Origin of the sequence: Stieleria marina (genome assembly GCA_007741555.1) — a bacterium.
Taxonomy (GTDB): domain Bacteria; phylum Planctomycetota; class Planctomycetia; order Pirellulales; family Pirellulaceae; genus K23-9.
Genome location: CP036526.1, coordinates 6,196,547 through 6,211,617 on the forward strand (window position 1 = coordinate 6,196,547; position 15,071 = coordinate 6,211,617).

The 15,071-nt window shown below is 54.7% G+C and carries 8 protein-coding genes; all 8 read right to left on the reverse strand.

Annotated elements, in window-relative coordinates; genetic code table 11:
* Nucleotides 1-13: 13 nt before the first annotated feature.
* The 8 genes from K239x_RS22040 to K239x_RS22075 all read right to left on the reverse strand — a co-directional run bounded on the left by K239x_RS22040 (nucleotide 14) and on the right by K239x_RS22075 (nucleotide 15,002).
* Nucleotides 14-1,519 carry a sulfatase family protein gene (locus K239x_RS22040; RefSeq protein WP_419189266.1) on the reverse strand — a complete coding sequence of 502 codons (1,506 nt, stop codon included), beginning with the start codon at nucleotides 1,517-1,519 and terminating at the stop codon, nucleotides 14-16.
* Nucleotides 1,520-1,688: 169 nt separating this feature from the next.
* Nucleotides 1,689-3,344, reverse strand: a complete 1,656-nt coding sequence (locus K239x_RS22045) for a hypothetical protein (RefSeq protein WP_145420527.1) — start codon at nucleotides 3,342-3,344, stop codon at nucleotides 1,689-1,691.
* Between the two features lie 83 nt (nucleotides 3,345-3,427).
* Nucleotides 3,428-5,005, reverse strand: coding sequence for a sulfatase family protein (locus K239x_RS22050; protein WP_145420528.1), 1,578 nt, complete (start codon nucleotides 5,003-5,005; stop codon nucleotides 3,428-3,430).
* A gap of 8 nt (nucleotides 5,006-5,013) precedes the next feature.
* Nucleotides 5,014-7,782: a sialate O-acetylesterase gene (locus K239x_RS22055; protein WP_145420529.1), complete on the reverse strand. Its 2,769-nt coding sequence runs from the start codon at nucleotides 7,780-7,782 to the stop codon at nucleotides 5,014-5,016.
* Between the two features lie 133 nt (nucleotides 7,783-7,915).
* Nucleotides 7,916-9,778, reverse strand: coding sequence for a sodium:solute symporter family protein (locus K239x_RS22060; protein WP_145420530.1), 1,863 nt, complete (start codon nucleotides 9,776-9,778; stop codon nucleotides 7,916-7,918).
* 360 nt (nucleotides 9,779-10,138) lie between these two features.
* Nucleotides 10,139-12,847 carry a cation-translocating P-type ATPase gene (locus K239x_RS22065; protein WP_145420531.1) on the reverse strand — a complete coding sequence of 903 codons (2,709 nt, stop codon included), beginning with the start codon at nucleotides 12,845-12,847 and terminating at the stop codon, nucleotides 10,139-10,141.
* The gene (locus K239x_RS22070; protein ID WP_145420532.1) at nucleotides 12,835-14,133 is read right to left on the reverse strand and encodes a cation:proton antiporter; all 1,299 of its coding nucleotides are present in this window, start codon (nucleotides 14,131-14,133) and stop codon (nucleotides 12,835-12,837) included. Before K239x_RS22070 ends, K239x_RS22065 begins: the two co-directional genes overlap by 13 nt.
* Before the next feature lie 545 nt (nucleotides 14,134-14,678).
* The gene (locus K239x_RS22075) at nucleotides 14,679-15,002 is read right to left on the reverse strand and encodes a hypothetical protein (protein WP_145420533.1); all 324 of its coding nucleotides are present in this window, start codon (nucleotides 15,000-15,002) and stop codon (nucleotides 14,679-14,681) included.
* Between the last annotated feature and the right edge of the window lie 69 nt (nucleotides 15,003-15,071).

Consider the following 15,071-nt stretch of genomic DNA (forward strand, 5'->3'; position numbering starts at 1 on the left):
TACCGGCTTGACGCTAGTAATTTATCTTTCCGCCTCTGGCTGGCTTTTGACGCTCTGATTTCCACCATTGGTCGGGGCCCTCCGACTCGATGGACTTCCATACTTCAAAGAGCTGCCTTTTTAGCTGGTCCGTTTTCTCTGGCATTTTGGCGGCAAGATCATTTTGTTCTTTCCAGTCTTTCTGGATGTCGTACAACTGAAATTTCGTCAGCGTTTCGTCGCCAACCAATTTCCAATCACCGACGCGCAGCGCGACGCGATCGCCTGGAGGCGAAACATGAGTCCGCCAGAAAAGCGGAACGGGGCGATGGACCGGTTTTCCCGAAAACGCTGGCACCATGCTGACACCATCAATGGTGCGATCAGCCGGGAGCGGGATTCCCGTGATATCCAGCACGGTGGCAAAAACGTCCGTGCCAATCACGGGGACATCGCTGGTGGTGCCCGGCTTGATTTTGCCAGGCCAGCGCACCACGCCCGGCACACGGATTCCGCCTTCGTGGTCACTTCGCTTTCCGCCACGCAGTCCGCCGGTCGTACCACCGAAATTGGCAACTGGACCATTGTCCGACGTGAAGATCAACAGGGTATTGTCGCTGACACCTTCGTCATCGAGCGTCTGCATAACTTGCCCAAGAGCATGGTCAAGCTGAGTGATATTGCCCATGTATTTGCTATTGTCATGGTCATCGTAGATCTCAGCAAATTCCGGATCGGTCGCAATCGGTGAATGCGGTTCGTGCACCCAAACTGAAAGAGCGAATGGCTTTGATTTGTCGCGTAATTTGGTCAGCCAGCGAGACGCTTCAGCGGCAACCAAAGGAGCGGAATAGCCGTTCAGTTCGCCAACGGGCTCGCCATTGCGGTAAAAGTTATCGGGATTCTTGTGACTGGGACTGGCGTTGTTGTGAGTCGCCATCCAGTAGTCGTAACCGTGATCGCCCGGCTGAGGAAAGTCTGGGTTGGCAAAGTGCTGCCTTGAGTTGAGATGCCATTTTCCAACGTGGCATGTTTCATAACCGATTGTCTTCAGGAGTTTCGGATAGGTAATCTCGGTACGACGCAGATGAGCTTCATGCAGTCCCGACAAATGTCGCCAGACGCCATTTCGATACGGTGTACGCCCCGTCAGAATCGCTGACCGCGAAGGTGAGCACACGGCGCACGCGGAATAAAACTGCGTGAACTTGACTCCTTGCGAAGCCAGTTTGTCGAGGTTGGGGCACTTAATCGTCGGATGTCCGTACGTTGACGAATCTCCCCACCCCATGTCGTCCGCCAGAAAGACAACAATGTTCGGTTTTGGTAATTCACTTGCGGCGACGTCAGCCCCCACAGCTAGAGTGGTGCAGCATGCAAGGAACAAGACCGCGATGGCGAATCGTTTCATCTGATCGTATTGGATTTGAATGCGCAGGACAGAAGTGTCTTTCGTGGTCATTACTGGTTCCCCGCCGAATCGACGACGTTCCAACACCACTTTATTGCATCGCATGTCAGTGCTGCGAGTTCCACGCATGTTGCTTACTACTTTCTTTCGATATTGATCGGCGTCTGACGTCTGCGATGGACGCGAACGTGGGCAGCAAGTTCATTGTGCTTCGATGTTCATCTGCATCTGGTGAAAATCTTGCTAAACCACTTGACGCCCCTCGAGCCATCTTACAACGAAACGAACGATCGCCACGTCATTCGCTTGGGAGAATTTTGACCCAAAGATCCAGATGGAAGGCGTCAGGCTTGGGAAAAGCATCGGTGTCAAACAATGACGAGAGCCGCTGCCAATTGCCAACGGCGGGCTTGTTTTCGTAAGCGTAGCCAACCAGCGACTGCCAATCGCTACTATTTTGGTCCATCGAGTAGCCAACCGTTTCGCGATAGTAGTCGTGATCACGATGATCCACTGGCAAACCAAAATCGACCTGCTCTTTCTTAACGAAAAAATACGGGTCGGTTGTCACGATTTCTTGATCGGTCTTTGTGTTGCGAATCCGCAGCAAAGGTTTGGTTCCAGGAACGGGCTGCGAAAACGTTTCAAACACAGGTGCTCCTTTCTTCAAACGCACTTTCATCATCGGAGACGTCGCCGGGTCGAAGGTAAGCAGCCCGTAGTCGACTTGATCAACCAACTGGGTCGCTTGCTGCATTGCTTGGCGTTTGTTTCCAACGACCAGATAGCTACGAAACCAGATCGTGCTTCCCGGGACAATTTGGATCTTGGGAATGATCTCGCAAACGTCATAGTTGCGAAAACTGTTCTCGGGTCGCGTGGCCCAGTCCTTCCATTTGTTCTTGTAGAAAGGTTCGCTTGCACGCCAGTCGCGGTATAGCGAGTGTTTGAATTGGCAATACGGTTGGCCGGACGTTTTTCGAGCCAATTCCGTTTCCAGATGTCGATCACGGCCATAAACCAAGGCAAGACTGGGGCTATCGTCATCGTCAGTTGCACACGAAATATTCCAGCCGCCGGTATCACGCACATCAACCGTTCCATACTCGCTGAGAAAGCCCTCGCGTTGCAGCAACTTTCCGTCAGGCGCACTGACGAAACGAAGTGGCAAACTGCTGATCCGCGTCCCTCCCCACGGCGCATTGAGGTGATCGAAAACAATGTCGTCTCGAACGCTAAAGTTATGAACGGCCCAGGTCAGTTCAATTACACCGTCGCCCGCATCGCGAATCTGTGTGTAGTAAAGTAACGGCGAACGATGAATGGTTTTGATCTGCGGGACAAGCCCCCAGTTAAGCATTCGAAACGTGCGCTTTTTTTTATTTACTGCAGACGCAAGCAGGGGGCAGTACAGTGATTTGACTGCCGAGTCGCCAGGAATATAGGCTCCCGAATTGTGGATAAAGAATGTATCGCCGAACGGTGACTGCTTGATACGTTGGAGCGTCTCGCTGGGCAACTTGCGATAGGCCCGTCCGTCCATCCCGTTGTAACGAGAGCAAACCGCAACGAACTGCCAGACTTCGTCGTTCCAAGGCGAAACCTTGCCACCTGGCGAACGCCAAGACGGCGGAACGCTTTCGCCAAACGGGCCTCGCAAGGAATAGATCTGTCCGCCCTGGCCGATTCGCAACTTGAAGGAGTTACTCTCATCTTGCGCATGCGCCATCTCGCTCAAAAAGACAGGGCGTTCGTCCAACCGTTCATCCCACAAACTTTCACTAGGAATGAAGTCGGCGGAAAACGTTGTCTGGCCGCGCGGATGCGGTGCAACGTTGACGGTTGAATCGGGAAACACATCCAACACCGACTGTCCCGCCGACTGGGTTGTGCAAACGGCACAGGCGAGCACCGAAAAGCAAGCCAAGGAAAACAGTCGTCGTTTAAGAATCATCAGTTCGCAATTGGGGGAGAAAACCGGGAGATAGACAGCCAAGAAACACTCGCTCACATCGCATAGGCGGACGGAATACAACATCACGGAATACTTCGGCCAGCTTGCATCGATGCGTCCAGCAACGCACGAAGCTCGCGAGCCACTTCCGGATGTTTCAACACAAGGTTCGTCGTTTCGCCAGGATCAGATTCCAGGTCATACAACTGTCCCGGCGCTTCGGGTGCTAACTCCGGCAAGGCGTATTCCTTGAGCATCGCATGACTGGCATAGTTATTTCCACCGGATCCTTGATGGTGCAAGTACTTCCAGTTTCCTTGACGAATGGCCAGTTTGCGACCACCGTAGAAACCTTGCATCAAGACATACGGCCGGATTGGCTTGCCGTCGTCGCTGCCCAACATCACTGGCAGCATACTGAAACTATCTTGACCGGCATCGTCAGGCACATCGGCATCGACGACGTCCGCCAGAGTCGCCATCACGTCGGTCAGTGACGTGATTTGACCCGTGGTCGAATTTCCCGGAACCTTGCCAGGCCAACGCACAATAAACGGGACGCGGTGGCCGCCTTCCCAATTGTCACGTTTGACGCCTCGCCATGGCCGCGCACCGTCGTGGTCATGATCGTGACGCATGTGGTATACCGTCGGCACCTCGGGGCCGTTGTCGCTGGAAAACATCACGATGGTGTTGTCGGCAATCCCCAGTTCGTCCAGTGACTTCAGCAATTCGCCGACGACGTAGTCGAGCTCAAAGATAAAGTCGCCGTGGGGCCCGGACTGAGTCTTTCCTTTAAACGCATTCCCAGGAAACGAAGGCAAGTGAACTGCTTGCGTAGAGTGCAACAAAAAGAACGGCTTGCCAGTGGCTTGCTGGACATGATTCTTCAAAAACTGCTGGCTCTTCTGCAAGAACTTAATGTCGACCTCTTCCAAATCGAAGTCCGGCGCAACCACACCGCCGCGGTTGTCATTCGCGTAAGGATGCTTTGGTAATTTCGATTTATTAAGCTTGGCGACCGGCGGAACCGGAATTCGTTTGCCGTCAATGAAAGCGTACAACCAATCGGTCGTGGGGCAGCATGCAGTCCCAAAAAACTGGTCAAACCCGCAATCGAGCGGTCCGCCGATGATGTCGCGCGAATAGTCGATCTGCGTCACACCTTTGGGACTACCGTCGTGGATTGGGTCACCGTCGCTATCCAAGAACGTCAGACCAATGTGCCACTTTCCGAAGCAGGCCGTTGTGTAACCTTGATCTCGCAGCATGCTTGGCAATGTCGACCGACCTGGCGCAATCAAAGACGGGCCACCGGCGCCACTGAAGACGCGGCCGCCATTGGGCACGCGAAACGCCATCTGCCCGGTCATCAAACTGAACCGAGTCGGCGTGCAAACCGTGCACGGACTATGCGCATCGGTGAATCTCATGCCTTGCTTGGCTAGGCGATCCAAATTCGGCGTGGGGATTTTTGACGACGGATTGTAACAGCCCAAATCTCCGTAGCCCAAATCATCGGCAAGGATAAAAAGAATGTTGGGGTCGCTCGCGGACGCGGCCGTGCCTGCAATCCAAAGCACGCCCAAAACAGCAAGACTGATTAAAGACGCGGGCACCCTTGCGATGCGAGATTCTGAACGATTCGCGAAGCGATTCATAGTTACTTTCATCTCGTTCTTTCTCCCGCAGTCAGTTGATCGATCCAACTGGCGTGTTCTTTTTTGACAGGGACTAGCGATGGTTCGTGGGCGAGATTGTGCCATTCGTCGGGATCTTTGTGATGATCATAGAGCTCTTCAGTTCCGTCGACGTACCGGATGTACCTCCAGCGTTCCGAACGAACGGTGTGATTGCCTTCGGTCGTAGACGTCAATGCGGGGCGTTCCCAAGCAGACTGTGAGTTGGAAAGCAGCGAATGGAAACTCCTGCCCTCAAGCCCTTCGGGGGATTCAAGGTTGCAAAGTTTGGCGAGTGTCGGATAAATGTCAATCAAGCCGACAGTTCGACTGCAAACGCTGCCGTTGGCTAAAGCCTCAGGAACGTGAACCATCATTAGGCTGCGAGTCGATTCTTCCCAGGGCATCCACTTTCGCCAGTGATTTTTTTCGCCCAGATGCCAGCCGTGATCGGACCAAAGCACGACGATCGTATTATCGGCATGAGGACTTTGGGCAAGGCGTTGGAGTACTTGGCCGATACAGTCGTCGATCAATGAGACGCAGGCGTGATACGCATGCACCAATTCGCGACGGTAGGTCGGGCTGTACTGTTGAACGGCTTTTTCGGCGATCAATTTTTGCCGGTCAAGAACCCAGCGGCGTCCTAGTTCGGGTACGTCCGACAAGTCATCTTCTAGTACCCTGGGCATCGTCAACGAATCTCGATCGAACTGGTCGAAGTACCTTTTGGGCGCCGTCATCGGTGTATGCGGTTTGTAGAATCCCAATGCCAGAAAGAACGGCTCGTCGCGTGGTTGATCTAGTTGCTGGATTCCCCAGGCCGCAATCTGTTCGTCAGGCATGCCCCCTTCTTCGATATCCAGCGCCGCCCACGCGAGCGTGTCCTTTGCATCGGTCCCAAATCGCTTTGTGAATTGGCGACCGCCAGGCGGTTCCGGTCCCCAGCGAAGTGTCTTTGGTCCGATTTCGTCCCAGTACGATTTCCTGCCGTGGTCATTGTGGTAGATCTTGCCCATGCACATCGTGCGGTAGCCATTTTCGCCAAACCACACCGGCATCTGCGTGGCGTCTTTGTAAGCATCGGTCGCGTGCTTGGTTGTGTTGCCATAAATCCCGCTCGTCGATGCGTAAAGTCCCGTCAGCACGCTACTGCGCGAAGCGTTGCAGAGAGCGACTTGGCAATGGGCATTGTCAAACAAGACACTTCGTTTGGCGAACGCATCAAGATTGGGAGTTTGGGCATCAGGGTTGCCGCCCAAGCATCCGACCCAATCGTTGAGGTCATCGACTGAAATGAACAGAACATTTGGTTTAGGTGTTTGTCCCAATTTTCGGTCCAGCAATGACGGCGGCTTTGGTTTCGGTCTGAGCAACGGGGCCACTGCTTCGGCAATGTGCTTGGCAATAATTTGGTTGCCCGCTTCACTCGGGTGGACACCATCGCCGCTCATCCACTGAGGCTCTTGCTTAAGCAACATCTGCAAGTCAACGACTGGCACACTGCTGGCTGTGGCAACATCGATCGCCGCGGCACGATAGCTGGCCTGGGCCTGTTCCAATCCAGCCACGTCACCAAAGTCACTGCGTTCGTGCCGAGTAAAAAACGGTTCAGCGTTGATCGGTGGCAGCGTGCATACGACGACCTCGGATCCGATTTTTCGACACGACGTAATCATCGCGTTGAGGTTGTCCCGATACTTCTCCAGCGGAACATGCTTCCGATCGTTATCGACCCGAATATCGTTGGTACCAAAAAAGATTACCGTCACCGCCGGCTTCTGGTTCAAGACATCTTTTTGAATTCGACGCAGCCCCTCGGAAGATGTGTGTCCACCGACGCCAGCATTGATTGCATCGACATCCAGCGACTCGGCCAAGATTGCTGGAAACCCTCGCTTGGTGATACTGTCACCAAAGCAGACGATTCGCTGCTTGCTTGACGCCACCCCCTTGGATTGAACATCACGAATCGCATCGGCAAAACGCTGCCCTAATTTCAATTGACTCTTTGCGTCAAAATGTGTGCCTTCATCGGATGTCGTGAGACCACTCGCCGGCACAAATCCAACGCCCTGGACGCTTTCCGACACTTTTCGGATCGCGGCACGGACGCCGTCGCGTTTGCCGTTGTCAAACACTTCGCCGACGACGACCGGCAAATCATCGACACCAACGTCCTGGCGAATCCTCGCAATGAACTCCTCCAGTCGCTTCTGGTAAACCGAACTCTTTGCCTTGGAGTCTGATTCTCCTTGATGCCATAGCAAACCGCGAAGCTTGTATTGGTCACCACGTTGCTGCAATTCCGCGGTCGCCAATCGAATCGTTTCAACAAAATCACGGTAGCGTGGCCCCTGCGTATCGGGATCTCCCGCGACTCCGGGCTTCCAATCCGCTCGCAGACTGGTGCCACCCTTGGAGCCCTTGATCAACGCAAGTTTGGTACCTGGCTTCGCTTCCAACATTGCCTTGGAAAAACCGACTTCGGGCCCGAATGTCGGGGAAGGCAAACCGCCCTTGTGCTTAGGAGGGATGCTGAATCCAGGTGTCAGCGACTTCCACCCATCACTGGAGTGCGGGACGCTGCGATAAAAGATGATTGCGTCCGCGACCGGATTCATTTGCTCCGACGACAAGTCACTTACCCTGCCTCGACCGTCCATGTTCGACTGACCGGCCAATAAGTAAACGTCGAATTCGTCCGCAGCGGTGACTCCGCCCAGTGCAAACAGAAGGACTAGCGAAAGTAATCTCATCACATTTTTTTCCCGTGGATGTAAAACGCCCCAAGCTGACGTCGACCAACTTGAACCTGTTGCCGCGACGACCACTCTACTCCAACAAATGGAGCTCCGAAGTGTCGATCGCCCATTCGTTAATCGCCCCATGTCAGACGTCTTTTGTTAAACGATTTACCAGCATGGCCACAACCACCGTCAATATGGCGGCGACGATGCCGCATACCAACGCAGCTGAGTAGTGCCCAAAGATCAAATTGCCAACTCCAGGCAAAACGCTGTAGACGATCCCCGTTGCCGAGATCGCAGCCACTAACGACAGCCCCAAATCTCGATCGACCACCACGTCGGGATTGCGATTAGCCACCGGCTTCCAAAATCGACCGCCCGGCCGAACCTTCTGATAAAAACGATCAAGCGTCTCTGCGTCCGTCGGTGGTGTTAGCCACGTCACCAGCAACCACAACAAAATCGTCAACATTGCGACCGAAAACATTTTGACTTCGGGCCCCAGCACAGGTCCTGCAACATCGGCAGTTGCCAGGCCCGTCATGATCGCCAACGGCTCGACCGACACAAAAAAGATGAGCGATCCAAACATCGACACAATTTCGCTCCAAGCATTGATGCGCCACCAAAACCACCGCAACATAAAGACCGCGCCCGTACCTGCGCCCAGCGCCAGCAGCAACTGCCACGCGGCATCGACCGACTGGCCAAACATCAAAACCGAAGCAATTCCGCCCGCGACCAAAATGATCAATGAAGCGTATCGTGATGCTCTGTTCAACTGTGCCATGGTCGCGTCCGGCCGCAGAAAGCGTTGATAAACGTCTCGCACCAAATACGATGCGCCCCAATTCATTTGAGTGCTCAAAGTCGACATAAACGCGGCGAAAAAAGTCACGGTCAGTAAACCGCGAAGTCCCGGAGGACTCAGGTCTCGCATCACACGTGGGAAACCAACGCCCGAGTTAAACGCAGGGTCGGCCAATTCCCCCTGCCGCAGGTCGGGATACATTGCCAGTGCCGCCAACGCAACAATCAACCACGGCCAGGGTCGCACGCAGTAGTGAGCAACCTGGAACCAAAGCGTCGCCAACAGCGAATGCCGTTCGTCTTTGCAGGCTGCCATTCGTTGCACCACGTAGCCACCGCCCCCCGGTTCAGCACCGGGATACCATGTTGCCCACCACTGCACCAACAACAGCAGCAGGAAAACGTGGACCGGCATCCAAGCATTTTCGCCCGAAAAATTGGGGATCAAGTCAAACGCGGCGGTGCCACCTTCGCCAAAGCTTTCGATCACCTTCGCCTCCAATTGCGACGCACCGCCAAAGTGGGCGATCGCCAGCCAAGCCAACGCGACGCAACCGAACATCGCCAGGCAAAATTGCATTGCGTCGGCGACTGCAACGCCCCACATCCCAGACAAAGTGCCATAAACGCCAACCAGAACCAACGTCCCAAATATGATCAGCCAGGGACGAACCGACAGCGCACGTTCGCCCAACAGCGTTTCTTCAATCGCTGACGCTGGCATCTCGTACAGAATCGTTTCGTCCAACACCATGAACATGGCCGAAGTCACCCATCCGATAATGATCGGATTGACCAGCAGTGCGATATAGATGGCTCGCGATCCACGCAGCAGCGCCGCCGGTTTGCCCGAATATCGCATCTCAACCAGTTCGACATCCGTCATCACCCCAGATCGGCGCCAGAGCTTTGCGTAGACAAAAACCGTGATCATGCCGCCCAACGCAAACGACCACCAAACCCAATTTCCGGCCAAACCGTGCTGGATGGTCAACCCCGTGACAGCGAGGGGAGTATCGGCGGCAAAGGTCGTTGCGACCATCGAAGTGCCCGCGATCCACCATGGCAATGATCGCCCCGAGACAAAGTATTCCGCGATATCTTTACTGGCTCGATTGCGAAACCAAAGGCCGATCCCAATCGTGACGGTAAAGTAAACCGCGATCACAACGTAGTCGATAGTGGTAAGAATCATGCTGATTTACGATGGTTGCACTTCACTAATAGGAGCGAGGCGACACGAATTCCGTTTGCCTAGCCAAATGCAAGTGTAAACGATTGCTGCGATCAATCATCACGCTGGGGTCCTAGATGATGCGTCGGCAAACAAACAGTTCGCCATTGCGGCACGACGGAAACGTTCAACGATCGCTTCTCCGCTTGGAGAAGCTTCTCCCCCGAATATCAGAGAGCCGGCTGCACAAGGTAGTGCGGTAGGGCGCGGAAACAACCTGCTCGCCTGCGTATCAGCGATTTGGGCTACTGCGATCAAAAACCGGCGTCACGCATACTGGATTTTCAGACGATGACAACACCTTGCACGCGAACGGCGAAGCTAAGGCGTTCGCGAACGAAACCACTTGACGACTTCGGGAACGATAAAGATCGGCGCAGCAACGATGATGATCAACGCCCAGTCGAACCAACGCAGTGGTGTGGTGTGGAGAGCATGTTGCAGGAAGGGGACGTAGACCGCGCAGGCCTGCAGAGCAACCGTGACCGCGATCGCAATTAGAACCCACGGGTTGGTAAAGAAACCGACGCGGGTGAGCGGCGAGTGAAGAGACCGGAAGTTCAGGACATTCGCCTTTTCAATCATGATGATGCCAGTGAAGGCGACCGTTTCCGCGAGTGCGGCGGTCCCTGCGTCGTCGCTGTGGAGGTAGTAATGGAATAGTAAGAGAGCTGCCAGACCGATGTAAGTTCCGAGGCCAAGAATAATAGCGATGCCAGACTTGTTGAGTACGGGTTCCCGGGGACTGATTGGCATGCGTTGCATGACGGACTTTTCGGCCGGTTCAAGCCCCAACGCGACGGCCGTCATCCCGTCGGTTACTAAATTCATCCAAAGTATCTGAACGGGGAGCAAGATCAGGGGGCCGCCTATCAGAATGTTCACAAAGATCGCAACGACTTCACCGACGTTGGATGACAAAAGATACCGCACAAATTTTTGAATATTGTCGTACTGCCGACGGCCTTCTTCGACAGCGCCGATGATGGAACTGAATTTGTCGTCGGTCAGGACAATGTCCGACGCCCCCTTGGCGACGTCTGTCCCACGCAATCCCATTGCAATGCCGACGTCCGCTTTCTTTAAGGCCGGAGCATCGTTGACTCCATCGCCAGTCATGGCGACCACATGCCCTTGATCCTGAAAAGCCTTGACGATTCTTAATTTGTGCTCAGGCGTCGTTCGTGCAAAAACGATCTCCTCCTGAAGAGCGTCGCAAAGTTCTTGATCGCTCAACTTGACCAAGTCGCTACCAGTGAGTGCTTTTGTTGCCGATAGACCAATTTTTTTGGCGATGGCCTGGGCGGTCGCCGCCGAATCTCCGGTGATCATGCACACGCGAATCCCTGCCTGCAGAGCCATCCGAATCGCGGCGGGGACATCCAAACGCGGCGGGTCCAACATACCCACGACTCCCAACAAGACTAATTCGTCTTCGACGTGACCTTCGTCCAGCGGACAACCTTGGGGAAGTTCGCGATACGCGATGGCCAACGTCCGCAGTCCGCTCTCCGCCATGCGTTGGTACGCCGATTCCGCTTTCGCGCGGTCATCGGCAGTGAGTGGACGAACATCGTTGCCATGACCAATGCGAGTGCATTGCGGCATGATTACTTCGGGTGCGCCTTTGCAGTGAGCAACCAATCCCGTTGGTCCATGCTTCACGACCGTCATCCGCTTTCGGGTCGAACTAAACGACAACTCATGCACGACGTCTGAGGGCTTTTCCTCGCCTCGCCAAGCTTTGTAGGCGGCCACCAGCAGCGCCGCTTCGGTTGGCTCCCCGCTCTCCGTCCAACGATCTCCGTCGTGTACCAGCCGCGCGTGATTGCAATGGGTACCGGTGTCCAACAACGCAATTAGATCGTCGCGCTGGTGGTAGTCGATCTGCTGCCCGTCTACTTCGAAGTGCCCTGCGGGATCATAACCGACACCTGTCACACTGACGGTTCCATTGGGTAACCAAATTTCCCGGACCGTCATCTGGTTCTGCGTAAGCGTTCCCGTCTTGTCGGTGCAAACAACGGTCGCCGAACCAAGAGTCTCTGCGGCTCGCAGTCGTCGGAGCAAAGCCTTGCGGCGAACCATTGCACGAATCCCAAGTGCCATCGTAAGCGTGACGACAGCGGGCAGTCCTTCTGGAACCACAGCGACTGCCAGCGAGACACCGGTCAGAAACATTTCCAGCACGGGTTTGCCCATCGCCCAGCCCGCAACCGCAACCATGACCGAGACAAAAATGGCTGCAAAACCGAGCTGCGTTCCCAGAACCCCTAACTTCTGCTGCAGAGGCGTTGTTTCTCTTTCAATCGTTTCGGTCAACTGGGCAATCTTGCCGAACTGAGTATCTGCCCCGGTCGCAACGACAATCCCCAACGCTCGCCCGTTCGTTGCCGATGTTCCCATCCACACCATCGATGCCCGTTCGGCGAGTGGCGTGTCTTTCGCCAGGGCATCGACATGCTTTAAAACCGACATCGATTCGCCCGTCAATGCGGACTCGTCAATTTTCAGATTCATGCTTTCAACGAGACGCAAGTCAGCAGGCACACGGTTGCCGATCTCGAGCAGAACGAGGTCGCCGGGAACTAGCGTCACTGCATCAATCTCTTGTTCTTTCCCCTCTCGGATCACATGGCAACGCGGGCTTAGCATTTCGGTCAACGCTTCAAGCGCGCGCTCCGCTTTCCACTCTTGGACGAAACTCAGCATTCCGTTGAGCAACACGATCGCGAGAATTGTGACGGCGTCCGTGAGTTCTCCCACAGCGATCGAGACGACTGCGGCGACCAGCAGTATCAGGATCAAGACATCAGTGAACTGCCTAGCGAGGACCTGATACCAGCGAACGGCATCAGTGGCGGAAAGCACATTGGGACCATGTTTTTCTTGAAGCCGAACGACCTCTGTGTCAGACAGACCAGCTGTGACATTCGAATGAAGCAACGCCGTCGTTTGCTCGACAGTCATGGCGTGCCAAGGTGAGTCGTCGCATTGGCTTGGCTCTTCGATCAAGGTTACTTTGGGCATGGCTCTTGGGGCTCCGTGGCAAGTAACGAGTCTTGGTCGCCGATTGCGACATGAGCGACTTCGTTGGAAACGGGCAATGTTTCCTTCAGAGAATCGCCCCAGCGACTGACGACAACCGCAAAAGCAACCGGAACTGTGATTGCGGAAATCGAGGCTGCCGCGACAAGTGCTGTGAACAAATGCAATTCAATGATGTTTGCATCGTAGAGCAGTCTCGCGACGACGATCTCCGTTGTCAGCCTCGCATCCAAACCAATTCCGATCGTCCATCCCTCTCGCCAACTAAGTCTGCCCATTGGGATCATCAGTAGTGTGGCGCCAATTTTGCCAATCGACGCCGCGGCAAAGAGCAAAATAGCCAAAAGCGGACTTGTAAACAGCCCGCCCAAGTCGACACTCAGCCCCACCCAGAAAAAGAAAACTAGACCAAAGAAACCGTATCCAACGCTGCGAAACACTTCCTTGGCCTGCTCACCATGCCTGTCGCCCTTTAACACCGGAGCCATTACTACCCCCGCCGTGATCGCACCAACGACCATCCCCAGTTCAGACATTTCGCACGCTGCGCCGAAGCTCAGCAGAATCACCATCGATAGCAGCACCAGCTGCCGCGTGTCTCGTTTGACCAAACGGCTCAACCACCGAATGCCCCAGCGATACAAGACGACGCTCACGAAAGCAAACGCGATGACGCTGGCGAAGATCATGGCAACTTCGGCGGACACCGAGTCGTGCGCATCGGCGCGGCTCCCAATCCAAACGGAGACAATCGCGACCAAGATCACTTCAAAGAAGTCGTCGAGCGTTCCTACCCCGACGATGAATTGACCCACGCGAGTTTTAAGCAATCCAAAATCGTCCAAGATCGGAACAATTACCGCTTCGGCAGTCGGGATTCGGGTCATCCCAATGACGAGAGCGACCAGCACGCCGTAGCCCAACAAGAGCATGACGCCGGCACCAAGCAAAAACGGCAGCAGTGCGCCGATCGCAGTAAGAAAAAGGATGTCGCGGCCCCGAGATGACATTTCGGCAACATCAATTTCAAGGCCGATAAAGAAAAGCAAAAAGAGCACTCCCATCTGCGCCACAAAACTGAACGTCGGGTAGAGATCGTCAGCAAGCAAACGGTCGCCGATCGGCGTGTAGTGCGCAGCCATCGCGACAAACAAGGCTCCAAGGATCGGTGGGATACGAACCCACTGCAGAATCGCAGCCAGTAGATACGCAGCGATAAATAGAACCGCTAGGTCAAACAGCAAATCAGCAAGTGCACTGTGAGGCATCGTTCTTCCGCCTGCGATGAGGCGTGATTGGGTAACTGAAAACGCGGAGAGGCATTTTCATGCGACAGCGGCGATGGTTCGATGCGGTTTGCGAGATCCAATTGTTTACGCTGGTTGCAGCTGAACACTGATTCCGCAGCAGTTAATGCAACTGGTGTGCCAGTGCGATCACCCGCCGGAAGAGCCGCCGCAGCGGATGCCCAGGTACATCGAGTCGCCGTTAGACACTCCGCAGGATCTCGTTCCGCTCAATCCGCGCACAGTGTCCGCACTCGCACACAACACCGCCAAATAAGATACCGCGAAAGAAAATGCCGGCTCCCGCTTGACTATGCGTCTGCCGGGGAGAGCAAGCCGCACGACAGAACTTTTCGATCGCACTCAGCAATCGGCAAAACACCATTCTGGATCTTTGATGACTGGATTTTCAATGCATCGCAAAAGCACAGCTGCGCGGCTCTTACCGCACGCAGGCGAGCAATTCCGCACGCGTCGAGCAGACGATGCCGTGGCACGAATCATCAGAGACTTCACTTGGCGTGCGTTTAAGCGTGCGCCGCATTCCACCCCGGCGGGTCGCTTGCCGGAAACGACTCGTCACCGCATTCATCAATCATCGCTTCATCATGCTGATGATGGCTAACGGCATCATCGCGGCTCTCATTCTGCCAAGAAACCGCCATGCGTGCAGCGTCGCGCACACTTTCCAAATAGTCCTTGTAGTGCTGCGGATGTGCTCGCCTACAAAAGGCCTCTGCATCGCTAGAAATGTGCTGTGAATCGTCGCAAAGTTCTTTGAAGCGATCTGCGCAGTTGCGAACACGGCTACAAATCTCTTCGCACTCATGGGATACAAACGGATCGTTCATGGCGTTCACCTTGCAGGACATACGATAAGAATCACCGACCAACAGCCGGAGCAATCGGCGTGCCGGCCC